At 60.2% G+C, this 15,492-nt stretch carries 16 protein-coding genes and 1 tRNA gene; 12 read left to right on the forward strand and 5 right to left on the reverse strand.

Annotated elements, in window-relative coordinates; translation table 11 throughout:
• Positions 1-33: 33 nt before the first annotated feature.
• Both P9236_RS13820 and P9236_RS13825 read left to right on the forward strand, forming a co-directional pair.
• The gene (locus P9236_RS13820) at positions 34-1,614 is read left to right on the forward strand and encodes a 5-guanidino-2-oxopentanoate decarboxylase (RefSeq protein ID WP_278075179.1); all 1,581 of its coding nucleotides are present in this window, start codon (positions 34-36) and stop codon (positions 1,612-1,614) included.
• 180 nt (positions 1,615-1,794) lie between these two features.
• Positions 1,795-2,502, forward strand: a complete 708-nt coding sequence (locus tag P9236_RS13825) for an SDR family NAD(P)-dependent oxidoreductase (protein WP_278075180.1) — start codon at positions 1,795-1,797, stop codon at positions 2,500-2,502.
• 79 nt (positions 2,503-2,581) lie between these two features.
• Here the strand turns inward: P9236_RS13825 and rpsA are convergent, their stop codons facing one another.
• The 3 genes from rpsA to aroA all read right to left on the reverse strand — a co-directional run bounded on the left by rpsA (position 2,582) and on the right by aroA (position 6,749).
• Positions 2,582-4,279: a 30S ribosomal protein S1 gene (rpsA, locus tag P9236_RS13830; RefSeq protein ID WP_127861798.1), complete on the reverse strand. Its 1,698-nt coding sequence runs from the start codon at positions 4,277-4,279 to the stop codon at positions 2,582-2,584.
• Positions 4,280-4,474: 195 nt separating this feature from the next.
• Positions 4,475-5,125: a (d)CMP kinase gene (cmk, locus tag P9236_RS13835; RefSeq protein ID WP_278075181.1), complete on the reverse strand. Its 651-nt coding sequence runs from the start codon at positions 5,123-5,125 to the stop codon at positions 4,475-4,477.
• Positions 5,126-5,390: 265 nt separating this feature from the next.
• Positions 5,391-6,749, reverse strand: a complete 1,359-nt coding sequence (aroA, locus tag P9236_RS13840) for a 3-phosphoshikimate 1-carboxyvinyltransferase (RefSeq protein WP_278075182.1) — start codon at positions 6,747-6,749, stop codon at positions 5,391-5,393.
• 196 nt (positions 6,750-6,945) lie between these two features.
• On the opposite strand from aroA, the gene P9236_RS13845 reads away from it, so the two are divergent.
• From P9236_RS13845 to P9236_RS13855, 3 genes are all read left to right on the forward strand, one after another.
• Positions 6,946-7,341, forward strand: a complete 396-nt coding sequence (locus P9236_RS13845; RefSeq protein WP_278075183.1) for a TIGR02300 family protein — start codon at positions 6,946-6,948, stop codon at positions 7,339-7,341.
• Between the two features lie 165 nt (positions 7,342-7,506).
• Positions 7,507-7,582 (forward strand) — tRNA-Ala (locus P9236_RS13850).
• A 100-nt stretch (positions 7,583-7,682) separates the two neighbouring features.
• Entirely contained in the window at positions 7,683-9,374 is a 1,692-nt protein-coding gene (locus P9236_RS13855; protein ID WP_347405187.1) for a site-specific integrase, read from the forward strand.
• A gap of 605 nt (positions 9,375-9,979) precedes the next feature.
• Here the strand turns inward: P9236_RS13855 and P9236_RS13860 are convergent.
• The gene (locus P9236_RS13860) at positions 9,980-10,222 is read right to left on the reverse strand and encodes a helix-turn-helix transcriptional regulator (protein ID WP_278075185.1); all 243 of its coding nucleotides are present in this window, start codon (positions 10,220-10,222) and stop codon (positions 9,980-9,982) included.
• 126 nt (positions 10,223-10,348) lie between these two features.
• On the opposite strand from P9236_RS13860, the gene P9236_RS13865 reads away from it, so the two are divergent.
• From P9236_RS13865 to P9236_RS13890, 6 genes are all read left to right on the forward strand, one after another.
• Positions 10,349-10,654 carry a hypothetical protein gene (locus P9236_RS13865; RefSeq protein ID WP_278075186.1) on the forward strand — a complete coding sequence of 102 codons (306 nt, stop codon included), beginning with the start codon at positions 10,349-10,351 and terminating at the stop codon, positions 10,652-10,654.
• A 57-nt stretch (positions 10,655-10,711) separates the two neighbouring features.
• Entirely contained in the window at positions 10,712-10,981 is a 270-nt protein-coding gene (locus P9236_RS13870) for a hypothetical protein (RefSeq protein ID WP_278075187.1), read from the forward strand.
• Between the two features lie 97 nt (positions 10,982-11,078).
• Positions 11,079-11,783 (forward strand): SOS response-associated peptidase, encoded by a 705-nt coding sequence (locus P9236_RS13875; protein ID WP_278075188.1) that lies wholly within the window; start codon positions 11,079-11,081, stop codon positions 11,781-11,783.
• A gap of 415 nt (positions 11,784-12,198) precedes the next feature.
• Positions 12,199-12,378 (forward strand): hypothetical protein, encoded by a 180-nt coding sequence (locus tag P9236_RS13880; RefSeq protein ID WP_278075189.1) that lies wholly within the window; start codon positions 12,199-12,201, stop codon positions 12,376-12,378.
• Positions 12,379-12,390: 12 nt separating this feature from the next.
• A complete protein-coding gene (locus tag P9236_RS13885; RefSeq protein ID WP_278075190.1) occupies positions 12,391-12,597 on the forward strand; it encodes a hypothetical protein in 207 nt (68 codons plus the stop codon).
• 5 nt (positions 12,598-12,602) lie between these two features.
• Positions 12,603-12,869 carry a hypothetical protein gene (locus P9236_RS13890; RefSeq protein WP_278075191.1) on the forward strand — a complete coding sequence of 89 codons (267 nt, stop codon included), beginning with the start codon at positions 12,603-12,605 and terminating at the stop codon, positions 12,867-12,869.
• Between the two features lie 61 nt (positions 12,870-12,930).
• Here the strand turns inward: P9236_RS13890 and P9236_RS13895 are convergent, their stop codons facing one another.
• Positions 12,931-14,532 (reverse strand): hypothetical protein, encoded by a 1,602-nt coding sequence (locus P9236_RS13895; RefSeq protein ID WP_278075192.1) that lies wholly within the window; start codon positions 14,530-14,532, stop codon positions 12,931-12,933.
• A 323-nt stretch (positions 14,533-14,855) separates the two neighbouring features.
• Between P9236_RS13895 and P9236_RS13900 the strand changes: the two genes are divergently transcribed.
• Positions 14,856-15,491, forward strand: a complete 636-nt coding sequence (locus P9236_RS13900; protein ID WP_278075193.1) for a recombinase family protein — start codon at positions 14,856-14,858, stop codon at positions 15,489-15,491.
• Position 15,492: the final 1 nt, after the last annotated feature.

Raw genomic sequence — 15,492 nt, forward strand, 5'->3', positions numbered from 1 at the left:
CTAAACGGTGATCCGCCTAAAGGGAGAAGAGCAATGACAACTGTCGGCGAAGCGCTGATCACCTTGCTCGAGGCGCATGGTGTCGACACCGTCTTCGGCATTCCGGGCGTGCATACGGTCGAGCTCTATCGCGGCCTGGCGCGCTCGAAGATCCACCACGTCACGCCGCGCCACGAGCAGGGCGCCGGCTTCATGGCCGACGGCTATGCGCGCGCCCGCGGGCGGCCGGGCGTGGCCTTCGTCATCACCGGGCCTGGCCTCACCAACACCATCACCGCCATGGGCCAGGCGCGCGCCGATTCGGTGCCGATGCTGGTGATCTCCGGCGTCAATGCCACCGATACGCTCGGCAAGGGACTGGGCTTCCTGCACGAACTGCCCGACCAGCGCGGCATGATGGAGAAGGTGGCGCTGTTCTCCGAGCGCGTCACCGAGGCCGCGCAACTGCCCGGCGCGCTCGCGCGTGCCTTCGCCGTTTTCTCCTCCTCGCGTCCGGGTCCGGTCCATATCGAGATCCCGACCGACGTCATGGTGAAGCCCGCCGAGGGGCTCGCGCCGGTGCTCAGCAACGCCGCGCCACCTGCTCCGGCAGCGGCGGCGATCGTCGAGGCTGCGAAATTGATCCAGGCATCCCGCCGGCCGCTCATTCTCGCCGGGGGTGGCGCCAAGAAGGCCGATGCGGCGCTAAGGCGCTTCGCCGAAACCCTCGGTGCGCCGGTGGTCGAAACGGCCAATGCGCGCGGCCTGCTGCACCGTCATCCGCTCTGCGTGCCGGCAAGCCCGAGTCTGAGGGCAGTGCGCGCGTTGATGGCCGATGCCGATCTGGTGATCGCCGCGGGCACCGAATTCGGCCCGACCGACTATGACGGTTATGGCGACGGCGGCTTCGTGCTGCCGCCGAACCTCATCCGCATCGACATCGGCGCCGACCAGATCGCCCGTCGCCCGGTGGCGGTTGGAATCCAGGCCGATTGCGCCGAGGCGCTTGGCGCGCTGCTGACCGAACTTGGGCCGGCCAATGTCGCGGCGAAGGACGGCCAGGCCCGCGCCGCAGCGGCGAGAGCGGCGGCGCTTGCCGAGCTGAAGCCGGACTATCTGGCGCAGGTACGAGCGGTGGAGACGATCCGCGACGCGCTGCCCGGCGCGATCATCGTCGGCGACTCCACGCAGCCGATTTATGCCGCCAACCTCTATTACGACCACGACCGTCCGTCCGGCTGGTTCAATGCGGCGACGGGGTTCGGCGCGCTGGGCTACGGCCCCCCAGCGGCGATCGGCGCCGCCCTTGCCGTGCCCGAGGCGCCGGTCGTGTGTCTTACCGGCGACGGCGGCTTCCAGTTCACCTTGCCGGAGCTGGGCGCGGCGCTCGATGCCGGGACGTCGGTGATCTTCGTCGTCTGGAACAATCGCGGTTATCGCGAGATCGAGACTTCGATGCTCGATGTCGGCGTCGAGCCGGTCGGCGTGTCGCCGGCGCCGCCGGATTTCTGCAAGCTCGCCGGGGCCTATGGCATTGAAGCCGAGCGGCTGACCGGGGTCGGCGGCCTCGCCGAGGCGCTGAAGCGCGCGCGAGCGGCGGGCAAGCCGCGCGTCATCGAAATCACCATCGACTGAAGACCTTGGCAGCCTTCCATCCAGCCGGAACGCAGCGGCGTGACGTCACACGCGGCGACCCGACGCATGCAAAGAAGGGACGCAGCCATGTCGATATTTCAATTGAGTGACAGCGCGAAAGGCGCGACGTTCGACGCTGGGGCGGCATAACCATAAAAATACGACAGGAGCAGTCGAAATATGACGGAAACGCTTAACGGCAGGCATGTCGTGGTGACGGGCGGCACTGGGGCGCTCGGCGGCGCGGTTGTCGGCAGGTTGCTGGAGCAGGGAGCGATTTGCCATGTGCCCAATGCCCATGCCGCCGCTCCGCCGCACTTTCCTTATGCGGCCCACGCCAGCGTCCGCCTGGCGCACAATGTCGACCTCTCGGACTCCGCCAAGGTCGAGGCCTTCTACCACCAGGTTCCGGAGCTTTGGGCTTCGATCCACCTCGCCGGCGGGTTCACCATGGCGCCGGTGGAAAAGATCGAATCGGCGTCTTTCGCCGAGATGATGGACACCAACGCCCGCACCGCCTTCCTTTGCGGCCGCGCCGCGGTGCGCTCGATGCTGATGTCGGGCACCGCGGGGCGCATCGTCAACGTCACCGCGCGCGCCGGGCTCGATCCCAGGCGTGGAGCCGGCATGGTCGCCTATGCCGCCAGCAAGGCGGCGGTTGCCGCGATGACGCAGGCCATGGCCGAGGAGCTGAAGCACAAGGGCATCCTCGTCAACGCCGTGGCGCCCTCGACGCTCGACACGCCGGCCAACCGCGCCGACATGCCCGACGCCGATTTCACCAAATGGGTCAGCCTGGAGGCAGCCGCCGAAGCGATCGCTTATCTCGCCTCGCCCGCCAACCAGGCGATGAGCGGCACGCTGGTGCCGCTTTACGGCCGGGCCTGACCTCACGGATCAACGTGCAATGAAAAACCCCGCCGGATCGCTCCGGCGGGGTTTTCGTTTTCAGTGCCGATGAAGCGGCTTAGTTGCCCTGCTTCTTCAGCGCCGCGCCCAGGATGTCGCCCAGCGAGGCGCCGGAGTCGGTCGAGCCGTACTGGGCGACCGCTTCCTTCTCCTCGGCGATTTCCAGCGCCTTGATCGAGACCTGCAGCTTGCGGGTCTTCTTGTCGAAGGCGATGACGCGGGCGTCGACCTTCTGGCCGACGGTGAAGCGCTCGGGGCGCTGCTCGTCGCGGTCGCGCGAAAGGTCGGAGCGCTTGATGAAGGTCTCAAGGCCGCTGTCGACCAGCCGCACTTCCAGACCGCCATCCTTCACCGCGATGACCTCGCAGGTGACGACGGCGTTCTTGCGCAGTTCACCGCTGCTCGCCGCCTCGCCGACCGTGTCGCGGGCCAGTTGCTTGATGCCGAGCGAGATGCGCTCCTTCTCGATGTCGACGTCGAGCACCTGCGCCTTGACCATGTCGCCGCGATTGTACTCTTCGATGACCTGCTCGCCCGGACGGGTCCAGTCGAGGTCGGAGAGGTGCACCATGCCGTCCACATCGCCTTCCAGGCCGATGAACAGGCCGAACTCGGTCTTGTTCTTGACCTCGCCCTCGACCTGGCTGCCGACCGGATGGTTGCGCGCGAAGGCTTCCCACGGGTTCTCCAGCGTCTGCTTGAGACCGAGCGAGATGCGGCGCTTGGCCGGATCGACTTCGAGCACCACCACGTCGACTTCCTGCGTCGTCGACAGGATCTTGCCAGGGTGCACGTTCTTCTTCGTCCACGACATTTCCGAAACGTGGATGAGGCCCTCGATGCCCGGCTCCAGTTCGACGAACGCGCCGTAGTCGGTGATGTTGGTGACGGTGCCCTTGATCTTCTTGCCGATCGGGAACTTGGTGCCGATATCCGACCACGGATCCGACTCGAGCTGCTTCATGCCGAGCGAGATGCGGTGGGTTTCCTGGTTGATGCGGATGATCTGCACCTTGACCGTCTGGCCGATGTTGAGGATCTCGGTCGGATGGTTGACGCGGCGCCATGCCATGTCGGTGACATGCAGCAGGCCGTCGATGCCGCCGAGGTCGACGAACGCACCGTAGTCGGTGATGTTCTTGACCACGCCTTCGACAACCTGGCCTTCCTCGAGGTTCTGCACGATCTCCGAACGCTGTTCGGCGCGGCTCTCCTCGAGCACGGTACGGCGCGACACCACGATGTTGCCGCGGCGGCGATCCATCTTGAGGATCTCGAAGGGCTGCGGGTTGTGCATCAGCGGCGAGACGTCGCGGATCGGACGGATGTCGACCTGGCTGCGTGGCAGGAACGCCACGGCGCCGTCGAGGTCGACGGTGAAGCCGCCCTTGACCTGGTTGAAGATGACGCCTTCGACGCGCTCGCCCTTGGTGAACTTCTCTTCGAGGCGGACCCAGCTCTCCTCGCGGCGAGCCTTCTCGCGCGATAGCATGGCTTCGCCAAGCGCGTTTTCGATGCGCTCGACATAGACTTCGACGGTGTCGCCGACCTTGAGCGAGGAGTCCTTGCCCTTGGCGCCGAATTCCTTCAGCGGCACGCGGCCTTCGACCTTGAGGCCGACATCGATGATGGCCATGTCCTTTTCGATCGCGGTGATCGTGCCCCGGACAACCTGGCCCTCGCCGGAATGGCCGGCGGTGAATGATTCTTCGAGCATGCTCGCGAAATCATCGCGAGTGGGATTTGCAGCTGACATTGTTTCTCCTGGAGTGCTCCGCATGACGAGCGGAGCGGGCGCCGTGGGTTAGCGTTGCGAGAGCCTGCCGGCGTTCCGGGCTGAAAAGCCCTTGGCCGCTTTTCGAGCGGCAAGTCCGGCGCATGAAGAATGCTGGCAGGCTGGTTCGTGCCCGATATGGGTATTTTCGGCGCCGACGGCAATCGAAAACCCGGATCAGGCCTTGTTTCTCTTGGCAAGGACGCCGTCAACGATCGCCATCGCCGCCAGAAACGCGGCCTCTATAGCCATTTCGCTGGTATCAAGCAAGTGCGCGTCGGCGGCGGGCTTGAGCGGCGAGTCGGCGCGGCCCATGTCGCGCTCGTCGCGGCGCTCGATGTCGGCGAGGATCGTGGCGAAATCGGCGCTGCCGCCCATGCTCTCGATCTCGGCCAGCCGGCGCTGCGCCCGCACCTCGGCGCTCGCCGTCACATAGAGCTTGATGTCGGCGTCCGGGCACACGACGGTGCCGATGTCGCGACCGTCGAGCACCGCGCCCGGCGGCGCCTTGGCGAACTCGCGCTGCTTGTCGACCAGGATGCGCCGAACGGTGGGGATGACCGCGACCTTCGAGGCCGCCTCGCCCACCGCATGCGCCGAAAGCACCGTGCGGTCGAGATTCGAAAGGTCGACCTGCCGCGCCGCGGTTTCCGCCGCCGAGACATTGTCGAGCGGCAGGCCGAGTTCGAGCAGCTTATGCGCCACCGCGCGATAGGTGAGGCCGGTGTCGAGCAGGTTCAGCCGATAGTGGTCGGCCAGCCGGCGGGCCAGCGTGCCCTTGCCCGCGCCTGCGGGGCCGTCGATGGCGATGGTGAAGGTGTGGGTCATTGGTGGGCCATCGCTTCGTTGGCGTGGCGACAAAGCCTCACCCTTTCGTCATCCCAGGGCGGAGCGAAGCGGAGACCCTGGGATCCATACCGTGACATTAGCCAAAGAATGCTGCGAGCCAGAATTCTGCACCGTTGCAGCGCGTTGGCGTCACGGCATGGATCCTGGGGTCTGCGCCGCGTCGCTTCGCTCCTTGCTCCGCCCCAGGATGACGACGGGAAGGATGTTGGGTGCCAATCTCCAAAGTTTGCGATTGCCATCACCCTCACTCGATCTCCGCGCCCAGTCGCTTCATCAATCCCATGAATTCCGGAAAGCTCGTCGCGATCATGTTGGCGTCGTCGATGGTCACCGGCTTTTCCGTCGCCAGCCCCATCACCAGAAAACTCATGGCGATGCGATGGTCGAGATGCGTCTTCACCGCCGTGTCCGGCCCATTGGGGTAGGCGCCCAGCCCCTTGCCGCCCGGCTTGCCCCGCACGGCGAGCGAAGCCTCGCCTTCGGTGCAGTCGACGCCGTTGAGCTTGAGCCCATTGGCAACCGCCGCCAGCCGGTCGGATTCCTTGACCCGCAACTCCTCCAGCCCCTGCATCAGCGTCTCGCCTTCCGCGAAGCTCGCGGCGACAGCCAGCACCGGATATTCGTCGATCATCGACGGCGCGCGCTCCGGCGGCACCACGACGCCCTTGAGCTCGGAAGAGCGCACGCGCAGGTCCGCGACGTCCTCGCCGCCGGCATTGCGCGGATTGAGGATGTCGATCCGGCCGCCCATCTCCTGCAATGTGAGAAGCAGGCCGGTGCGGGTCGGGTTCATCAGCACGTTTTCGATCACGATATCCGAACCCGGCACGATGAGCGCGGCCACCAGCGGGAAGCCGGCCGAGGACGGATCGCCGGGCACCGCGATGGTCTGCCCGGTCAGCTTGCCCTGGCCTTCGATGAAGATGTGGCGCACGCCGCGCTCGTCGGTCTCGACGGTGAGATTGGCGCCGAAGCCCTTGAGCATCTTTTCAGTGTGGTCGCGCGTCATCACGGGCTCGATCACGGTGGTGATGCCGGGCGTGTTGAGGCCGGCAAGCAGCACCGCCGATTTCACCTGGGCCGACGCCATCGGCACGCGATAGGTGATGGGTGCGGCGTGCTTGGGGCCGCGCAGCGTGATCGGCATGCGATCGCCTGGCGCCGCCTTCAGCACCTGCACGCCCATCTGGCGCAGCGGCTCCAGCACCCGGCCCATCGGCCGGCCGGAGAGCGAGGCGTCGCCGATGAAGGTCGTCTCCATGTCATAGGTGCCGACCAGGCCCATGGTGAGCCGCGAGCCGGTGCCGGCATTGCCGAAGTCGAGCTGGCCTTCGGGTTGAAGCAGCGCGCCGTTGCCGGTACCGCGGATCACCCATTCGGCGCCCTTCTTTTCGATATGCGCGCCCATCGCCTTCATGGCAGCACCCGTGCGCATCACGTCTTCGCCCTCGAGCAGGCCGGTGATGCGCGTCTCGCCGGAGGCGAGGCCGCCGAACATGAAGGAGCGGTGCGAGATCGACTTGTCGCCCGGCACTCGCGCAGTGCCGGCAAGGGCAGGAGATTTGCGGGCCGTGGCCGGCTTCGGGGCGGCAGCGTGAGACATTCGTGTCTTCCAAATGAAAATGCCGGCTGGCCGGCTCAATTCGTCATGTTTGCGGCGGTCTCGTATCACGGCGCGCGGCAATGGTCATCCCCTCGTGCGGGCCCTTGAAAAGCGGGTTTTCGGGACATGTCTTTTGGCTTTGACAGCACGGAAAACTGCGGTTAAGGGGACCATTCTTTTTTTGACGAGGCTTGCCGTGGCAAAACCTGAACTTGGCACAAAGCGTGTCGACCCCGAAACGGGGCGGAAATTCTACGACCTGAACAAGGACCCGATCGTCTCGCCCTATACCGGCAAGAGCTATCCGCGCTCCTATTTCGATGAGGGCAAGATCTCCGCCATCGAGGAGGATGAGGACGTCGCCGAAAAGGAAATCGACGCCGAGGAGGAGGAAGGCGCCGAAATCGTCTCGCTGGAGGACGTGGACGAAGAGACCAAGGGCGGCGGCGACGATCTGCCCGATCTTGGCGACGACGAGGACGATGTCGATCTCGGCGACGATGACGACGATACCTTCCTTGCCGACGAGGAGGAAGAGGACGACGACGTCTCCGACATGATCGGCGTCGGCGACGACGAGGACGAGGTCTGATTTTGATCGTTTGCCGGCCATTTTGGCCTGTGACGAAAAAGCGGCCTTTCCAGGCTTGATCTTGACCGAAGGCGGCGCTAGAAGCCGCCAGCACTAAACGACGGCGCGGTTCCCAGCCGCGCCTGATCTCTTCGCCGGAAACGGCGCCGGCTGACTGCCGGGAGTGGGGCCATAGCTCAGTTGGGAGAGCGCTTGAATGGCATTCAAGAGGTCGTCGGTTCGATTCCGATTGGCTCCACCAGTCACTCTTTAGGGTGTTGATTTCCCTAAAGAACCTTTGATTTCAAGGATATGCGCAGGCAATGTGGTCCACATAGGTGGTCCACAACGCAGGAAATTCCGTGCCTCGGCGAGCGTCACATCTCCAGCTTCGCGGTAATGTCTACTGGCTTCGGTTGCGTGTCCCGGATGCCCTACGGCCATACGTGGGGAAAGTGGAAATAAAAAAATCGCTCAAAACCTCTGACTATCGAGAAGCACAGCTACGCGGTCGTATCGAGCGCGTGAAGATCGATGCAGAGTGGGAAACTCTTCGCCGCCGGCTATCCCCTGTTACCGTGACGGAATTGTCAGAGCGGGAGACGTGGCAGCTATTTACCCAGTGGTTTGTGGACTTCGAAAAACGAAATGTCGAAAAGTCCGACCGGTGGGCCTCCCTTGAGGATGCCGAGCGCGATCTTGCCGACCTTTCGGACGCTGGAAATTTGGCTATCGCTTCCTTTCGGGAAGCTGAGCAGGTTGTTGCGACAGCGGGTCTCAAACTGGAGCCCGGTTCGGATGGCTGGATGCGTCTCGACGGCTACATCAGGCAAGGATTGATTGAAGCGGCTCGGCGAGAGATAGCGCGCAGTTTCCCTGCGGTAGCTTTGCCAACCGACCCGCAGTTGGCAGGTTTGAACGCATCGACGAAATTGCAACCCGTTGCAAAGATCACCGTCAAGCGGCTGATTGCTCATGTCCGGTCCGATACGACGCGGAGTCCGATGAGCAAGAAGACTGCGCTTAAGCGAACTGCGCAATGGCAAGCGATCACCGAGTTCTTCGGCGCTGACACGGACATCACCGAGATCGGCCGGCCTCGCGTTCGGGAATTTATCGACCTTCTGCAAAAGCTGCCGAGCAATGCTACCAAGCACTTTCCCAACGCGACTATTTTCGAAGCTGCGCAGATGGCTGCCGAGAAGAAACTACCTGTTCTGGCTACCGAGACGGCAAACGATTATCTACGCACATTAGGTACGCTTTTCCGCGCTGCCGTTCGCGAAGAGTGGCTGGCTAAAGACCCTTCGGAAGGTCTCCTCATTCAGGCCAAGATAAAAATCCGCGCTAAGGACAAGCGGCTGCCGTTCTCGAATGAAGACCTCAAAGCAATCTTCTCAGCGCCGCTCTACACAGGCTGCAAGGACGATGAAGCGGGTTACAACGTCGAAGGCACGAAGATCGTGCGGAGGGGGCGCTTCTGGGCACCGCTGATGGCCCTCTACACGGGGATGCGGCTAAACGAAGTTTGCCAACTGACGCTCGATGATTTTGAAGTCCAAGACGACACAGACATCATCCTAATTCGGGGGTCAGAGGACGGGGAAACCAAACGCGTTAAGACCGCTGCCGGTCATCGGTTTGTTCCCGTTCATCCCGAACTCAAGCGTATGGGCCTGCTCACCTTCGTCGCCGACCAAAGATTGAAGCGCGAGCCAGACGCCTCTCTGTTCGCGGAACTTCCTCTCGGCACGACAGGCTATCGCTCCGATCCTTTCTCCAAGTTCTTCGCTCGGTTCCTCGATAAAGTCGGCATCACTGATCCGAAGAAGGTCTTCCACTCGTTCCGGCACAACTACCGCGACGCGTTGCGCGAAGCCGATATCTCGATTGAAAAGGTTCGAGCGTTAGGCGGCTGGACCACGGGAAACACTGAAGACGACTACGGCAAGGGATTGCGTCCAAGCACATTGGCGACCGCGATCAAGGCGGTTGCATATCCCGGTTTGGACTTGTCGCATCTCTACACGAGCGATGAGGTCAGTCCATCGTAACATCGGTACTTTTTGAAACTGGTTGCAAAATCTATGAGCCTCTTCGAACCCACTGGCCTGCCGGAATGGAAGTGGCCACGGATGCCAATCTACAACGGCTTCACCCACGAGGAGCGCGTTCGCGGCTGGCAACTCATACATCACTTCATCGCCAGTGGCTTGTTGGCGAAGCCGGAGCGATGCTTAATCTCGGGTTCTACGGAAAACCTTCAGTTGCACTGCGAGGACTATTATGCCCCGTGGTCGCCGCTTCCGATCTGCCGGTCAATTCACATGGCCTTGCATCGCCGGTTCCGGCAACCCGATCCTTGGAGCCGGATCGTAGAAAGATACGCCGTGACTGGCGAGGAATGGTTTTGCGCACTCGCTATGAGGCCGATTAACTTGGCCGCAATGCTACGCGCCCAGCACGGGGCTCATATCGTCGATGTTTTCCGGAGGGCCCCTTTCCCTCCGGGCAATATTGCCGGCGTCCAGCGGGGCTAGCACGGCCCGCCACAACCCTGTCGCCAAGCGTCGGGTCGGTAGGCAAATAGTTTGTGCCTGCTAAAACTCACAAGGGTCAGGGAAATTCACCCCATGCACGTTGCCGCTTGGCGGCAGCGTCACTCCGCGCTGTCTTGGAGACTGCGCACCAACGCAACCACATCCAAATCGATGATCTTGGCGATATCCATGAGTTCAACGAGATCGACCCGGCGCTCGCCGCTTTCGATATTTGCAACGAATGGCTGATGTCTGCCAAGAACTTTGGCGACCTCGGCCTGCGACAGCCCTTTTGCCCGCCGGTGACTTGCCAGCGCCGCCGCAATCATCCTGTGGCGTTCGGAGTGCACTGACTTCGGCATTGGACGGTTGACCAGTGATCAACACGCCGGTAATCCGATATTCAGATTATCCAAAAATTGGATATTTCTCGCTGATAGGTCGTTCGGGCCCCTAAAGGCGAGCGGCTAATCTAAAGGGGGGTAGATTTGAAACGGGTTGCAAACTTTCTGGTCGCTTTCTGTCTTCTACTCGGCCCCGCACTTGCGGAGGAAAAGACCTTCGATGCATCCAGCATGGAGGCCTTCTATAAGAGCATGTTTGAGATGCACCTGTCCCCGGTCGAGCAGGATGCGTTGACGCGCGCCTTGGGGAAGCTCGCCGATGCTTACCCCTCAATCGCGGTCAAAATGGGCGCTCATGGGCCGGAATGGAACCTGCTTGGTGTCGTCAAGGCGTTCGCGGCCGGTCGAACATTCAGGGAAGTGCTGGCGCAGGCCGCCCTCCTGCCATAGTCCTGTTGATCGGGCAGAACTATAGCAGTCCAGTAAAAGAATGAAGGGGGAAGAGAAATGAGCCGAGCGCTCGTAAACATGCTGTCCACCATCAACATCTTCATCGCGCTAATCATTATTGCGGTCGGAGCGTTCCTCGGGAATGTATATCTGCCAAACGCCGGAGCGATCTTCGGGGCGATCATCGGCTTCGCTGTCGCCTCGGTAGTCTGCGGTGTGCTGGCCGCGCTCTGCCTGATCGAGAAGCACTTGCGGGTGCTCGCTGACGACCTGAAAAAGCGCCAGAAGGGCCTAGGCCCGGCTCGGGTGGACCCTTCAGTCAGATAAGCCGATCAGGCGGCGCGCGGGCGAACCTGCTTGTCGCGCAGTGAACTTACTGCATTGTTCGGTTGCAGAGACGAGCCAATTCCGCAATTTTTGCTGCATGTGCAACCTCTACAACATCACGACATCGCAGGAGGCTATCCGCCAGTGGACTCGCGCCTTGCGGGACATTCTAGGCAACCTAGAGCCATCGGTTGACATCTATCCCAACCAACCCGGCCCGGTGGTCCGGAATGCGCCGGACGGACGGCGCGAGGTGGCCAAGCTGCTTTGGGGGATGCCCACGCCTTCTGAGCGCGTGAAGGGCAAGGCCGATTACGGCACCACTAACATTCGCAAGACCAACTATTTTCACTGGCAGCAATATCTCGGGGTCGAGCATCGTTGCGTCGTTCCGGTAACGAGCTTCGCGGAGCCGAGCCCTAAGGAGAGTGACAAGGACCCCGAGACGGGTATTCAGCGGAACTACTGGTTTGCGCTCGATCAGAACTGTCCGCTGTTCTTCTTTGCGGGCCTCTGGACGCCGTGGCATGGGGTCCGCAAAGTCAAAGACGGCCCGGCTGATCACGAAGTCTACGGCTTCCTGACCACTGACCCCAATGGGCTCATAAAGCCGATCCACGAAAAGGCGATGCCCGTGATCCTGACCACACAAGAAGAGACCGAAGTCTGGCTGAATGCGCCGTGGTCGGAGGCGAAGCAATTGCAGCGCCCCGCACCGGACGATGCTCTTGTGATTGTCGAAAAGCCTGCCACACAAATCAAGTTTCCACAGCAGGGACCGGCTCAGGGCTCACTGTTCTAGGAACTGTCATCCCTCCAGATCACACGGCGCACCATGCGGACCTCGACAAGCCGCCGGACGCGAATGTTCATGCCTTGGGATGCGCTGGGTAACAGGATGTCCACATCAAACTCGCGGCGCTGGCAGCGCTCACACCGCATGTACCGCTCAACGTCCCAGAACGGAATGTCCCCGAGCAGCTTGGCGAGATCGCCGGGCAAATAGTGACGTGTGATGTTGCAGTTGACGCACCGGACGCGGATTAGCTGCCCGACCTCGTGCGCACGGCATAGGGTCTGCACAACGCGGCGCGTTCTTCTGCTCGGTTCCGGCATGGCTCACAAATAGGAACGCATTCCTCGCCGAGTCAATTCGGCCTTGACAATTTCGTTCCTCTTTTGTTCACTGCAAGCATGAAGCGTTTGGAGTGACCGCCATGGACCACATTGTGACGCTGGACAGCCGCCAAGAGGCCGCCCTTCAAGCTACCGCCGACAAATTCGTGGCCCTGCATAAGGGTGACACGATGAAGGCGCTAAAGGAAATGATCGTCCTCAATGGGCACCTTCAGAACCGCCTTGACGCAGTCTCGGCACCTCGCCGGGCGAGCCGGTAGGAGGAACGGAAAATGGGCACCTACCATCTGGACCCCGAAGCTAAAGCTGATCTGCATTCAGAGGCGGTCAAGCTGGCCCAGTACGAGAGCCCCTTGGAGACTGTGAAGGCGCTCATGGCCTACAATTGCGAACTGGAGAACCAAATTCTCGCCCTCTCTCACAGGCATCCCGGGCTCTTGGTGATCAGCTATGACGACACACCGGCTACCATCGGGTAATTGCCATGCGGACTGAAAGCATCCCCCCCGAGCGGAAGACCCCGAAGCTGATTGTCGTCACCGCCTTCGACCGCGATGAGAGCGGCGACCTACAGCCAGTCTACGGACCAGCCGAGCAACAGAGCGAAGACCGCGCAATAAGGGCGGCAAAGGCTCTGGCGGAGAAGCACGCGGGGGCCATCGCGTGGTCAAGGGAGGCGAACCCGGCGATGGGCGAGTATGGGGAACTGACGACGCTCTTTGTAGGCGGCGACGTTCCAGACATGGAGTAGCAAGGCTTCAGGCTTTTGCTGCGGCCGAGGACTGCAATAGCTAGGCTTATGGCTGATTGCCTTACCCGCGTTCATCCACGCCAGCCCGCAACTTTCCGAGTCTCAATTCGGGCCAAAGTGCTTTGTGAACAACAAGCCATGACGAAATATCGAACGTGTTGTCTCCACGGTATGCCCAGTGCTGATTGAATGACTGGGCATGTTCAGTCGGCTCTTTCGAAGATTGCCCAAGAACACCAATCCGGTACAAATCTTCAATAATTTTTGATGGCTTGAATTTTGATAACATCATCGTCATCGTAGGGTCGTTTTCAGCCTTGTTTCGCCAATTCTTTTCAAACGCCAATAGTTTGAAATGGCGAGCGAAATTAAGAAGCATCTTTTTTATGCTCTGAATTTCCTGTGGAGCATATTCGACACTTAGTTCTTCGGCTTTTTCGCGCCAAGCAGCCGTACTATATTGCTCCATAACTCTTGCAATGACGGGTCCACCGAAGACCGCTTCATTTGGAAGCGCGTGGGCGGCCGCTTCCCCAAAAAGCGAGACGATGTCGCGTGGGTTGCACCAAGTAGTCTCAACCACGAAATCGCGGGGTCCAAATCCAATAATATCCCGATAGAAATAACGCTCCATCACACCGTCAGAAGGTTTCAAGCCGGCGAGCTTCTCGGAGGCTTTTATCTTGCTTTCCAGAAGTTTGATGATGGGCCATTCTGCTCCTGCGGTACTGGCAAACCAACGAAGCTCACGCCCTCTATCGGCTAAGATTTTATTGATTTCATGAGTTGGGGCGTTGAGGGCATGGAGGACCTCGGATCGAGCAGACCCTAGTATGTAGACTGGCTTCCTTTCGGACACAAAAAACATATTCAAACGATCTATAGCAATTATAAGGTCGCGTATAAGAATTATGTCGCGCTTATGCGCAGCTTTGGACGCAAATGACAGATTTAGTTCGTCGAAAATAACATATAGACCGCCAATCCCCTCCCATCCAAGATCACGCAAAAGTCTAAAAGACTGCTCTATTACGTAACTGACTGGGTACTCTCTCTCTTCTTCTTTCTCTGGACCTTTCAGGGAAGCGTCTAAGTACTTTGACTTGAATTTGTATCGCCCAGTTTTTAGAGCGGTAGACAGCCATCTTAGAAGGCCTTTATTATCCTCCCCGTCGTAGAACTTTTTCATCAACTCGCAAAAAACTGATATACTCTTGTGACTCGTGAAATTACTCCTATTTTCTTCTATTAGGCGACCCAGATGTCGAAGGATGAAAATCATCCACATTTCGACAGCATTATTATTGGAAACCTCGACGCCATCTTGCTCGTAGACGTCAATCCCCGAAATCCTACAGATTTTCTCTCTCTCAGGGTCGGAGATTTCAGTTGCGAATGATATAAACTTTGAGAGGGACTTCTGATCGGTGACCTTAAGCTCGATAAACCGCAATAAAGATGTCTTCCCGGAACCCTTCGCGCCGTGCACAAAAAAGCGATGCCCATCAATAAATTCTTCGACGTTCATACCCGCCGGTTCGACAAACGAAGTGCGGAAGTGCTCCTCGTCCTTTGGATCGCGAGACGTGACTTCGTATCGAGCGTCGACATTTCCAAATCGTAGCCGCCGCAGTGGCAACTGTTTCTCAGCAAAACTGCTCATAATACACTCCCCCAGCCCAGTGCTTTGATAATTGCCTCTCGCATCTCTCGCCGCAAGTCTTGACACGTGCAAAAACATGTGAGTCTGTCGTCTTCCCCCGTCTAACTCATTAGGTCGTGCCGGGTTGTGGGCGTGGAATGCTATGCGGTGATGCCGCGCATGATGTACCGTCGCGGGGGGGCTGCTCCATTACGAGTGAGCAAGGGCTTCCAATTGGGTATGCCTTTAGCGGACCGCTTTGTAGGCTGGTTCGATAATAACGTTTGACCACTCTAATCGTACCGGTCAATGTGAGACCAATCATATCGAACTGGGGTCTCATAATGTTCGTACGCGCCTATCTCCGAGCCTCAACCAAAGAGCAGGACGCAACCCGTGCCAAGGGCGATTTACTTGCGTTCGCGAGGGAGCGTGATCTGCCCATCGCGGCTAACTACGTCGAGAATGAAAGCGGCGCGTCATTGGCGCGTCCTGAGTTGTTTCGGTTGCTGTCGGACTGTCAGCCGGGTGATATTCTTCTGATCGAACAAGTCGACCGCTTGAGCCGACTGAATGCAGAGGATTGGGGTCGGCTTAAGCGTGAGATTTACGACCGAAAGGTTCGAGTTGTCGCCCTCGACTTGCCTACCTCGCATATGATGATGGTCAAAGATGCCGACGACTTTTCCGGAAGGATGTTCGAGGCCATCAACTCGATGCTCCTCGACATGCTGGCAGCCATTGCCCGCAAAGATTACGAGGACCGCCGGCGTAGGCAGGCGCAGGGTATCGAAAAGGCCAAGAGCGAGGGCAAATACCGGGGTCGCCCCGAGGACGAGACACGCAACAAGGCGATCCAAAGTATGCTCACCACCGGGCAAAGCTGGAGCACCATCATCTCGGCAACTGGATGCTCCCGGTCCACGCTGGCGAGGCTGGCAAAGCGAGTGGCGGGTAAGATAGAGCCGGTTATCGGATGAT

The organism is Mesorhizobium sp. WSM4884, assembly GCF_029625675.1.
Lineage (GTDB): Bacteria > Pseudomonadota > Alphaproteobacteria > Rhizobiales > Rhizobiaceae > Mesorhizobium.

Bases quoted from the DNA above. Each gene is read 5' to 3' on its own strand.
- P9236_RS13820 (WP_278075179.1), top strand. From the start codon at position 34: ATGACAACTGTCGGCGAAGCGCTGATCACCTTGCTCGAGGCGCATGGT.
- P9236_RS13825 (WP_278075180.1), top strand. From the start codon at position 1,795: ATGACGGAAACGCTTAACGGCAGGCATGTCGTGGTGACGGGCGGCACT.
- rpsA (WP_127861798.1), bottom strand. From the start codon at position 4,279: ATGTCAGCTGCAAATCCCACTCGCGATGATTTCGCGAGCATGCTCGAA.
- cmk (WP_278075181.1), bottom strand. From the start codon at position 5,125: ATGACCCACACCTTCACCATCGCCATCGACGGCCCCGCAGGCGCGGGC.
- aroA (WP_278075182.1), bottom strand. From the start codon at position 6,749: ATGTCTCACGCTGCCGCCCCGAAGCCGGCCACGGCCCGCAAATCTCCT.
- P9236_RS13860 (WP_278075185.1), bottom strand. From the start codon at position 10,222: ATGCCGAAGTCAGTGCACTCCGAACGCCACAGGATGATTGCGGCGGCG.
- P9236_RS13870 (WP_278075187.1), top strand. From the start codon at position 10,712: ATGAGCCGAGCGCTCGTAAACATGCTGTCCACCATCAACATCTTCATC.
- P9236_RS13875 (WP_278075188.1), top strand. From the start codon at position 11,079: ATGTGCAACCTCTACAACATCACGACATCGCAGGAGGCTATCCGCCAG.
- P9236_RS13880 (WP_278075189.1), top strand. From the start codon at position 12,199: ATGGACCACATTGTGACGCTGGACAGCCGCCAAGAGGCCGCCCTTCAA.
- P9236_RS13885 (WP_278075190.1), top strand. From the start codon at position 12,391: ATGGGCACCTACCATCTGGACCCCGAAGCTAAAGCTGATCTGCATTCA.
- P9236_RS13890 (WP_278075191.1), top strand. From the start codon at position 12,603: ATGCGGACTGAAAGCATCCCCCCCGAGCGGAAGACCCCGAAGCTGATT.
- P9236_RS13895 (WP_278075192.1), bottom strand. From the start codon at position 14,532: ATGAGCAGTTTTGCTGAGAAACAGTTGCCACTGCGGCGGCTACGATTT.
- P9236_RS13900 (WP_278075193.1), top strand. From the start codon at position 14,856: ATGTTCGTACGCGCCTATCTCCGAGCCTCAACCAAAGAGCAGGACGCA.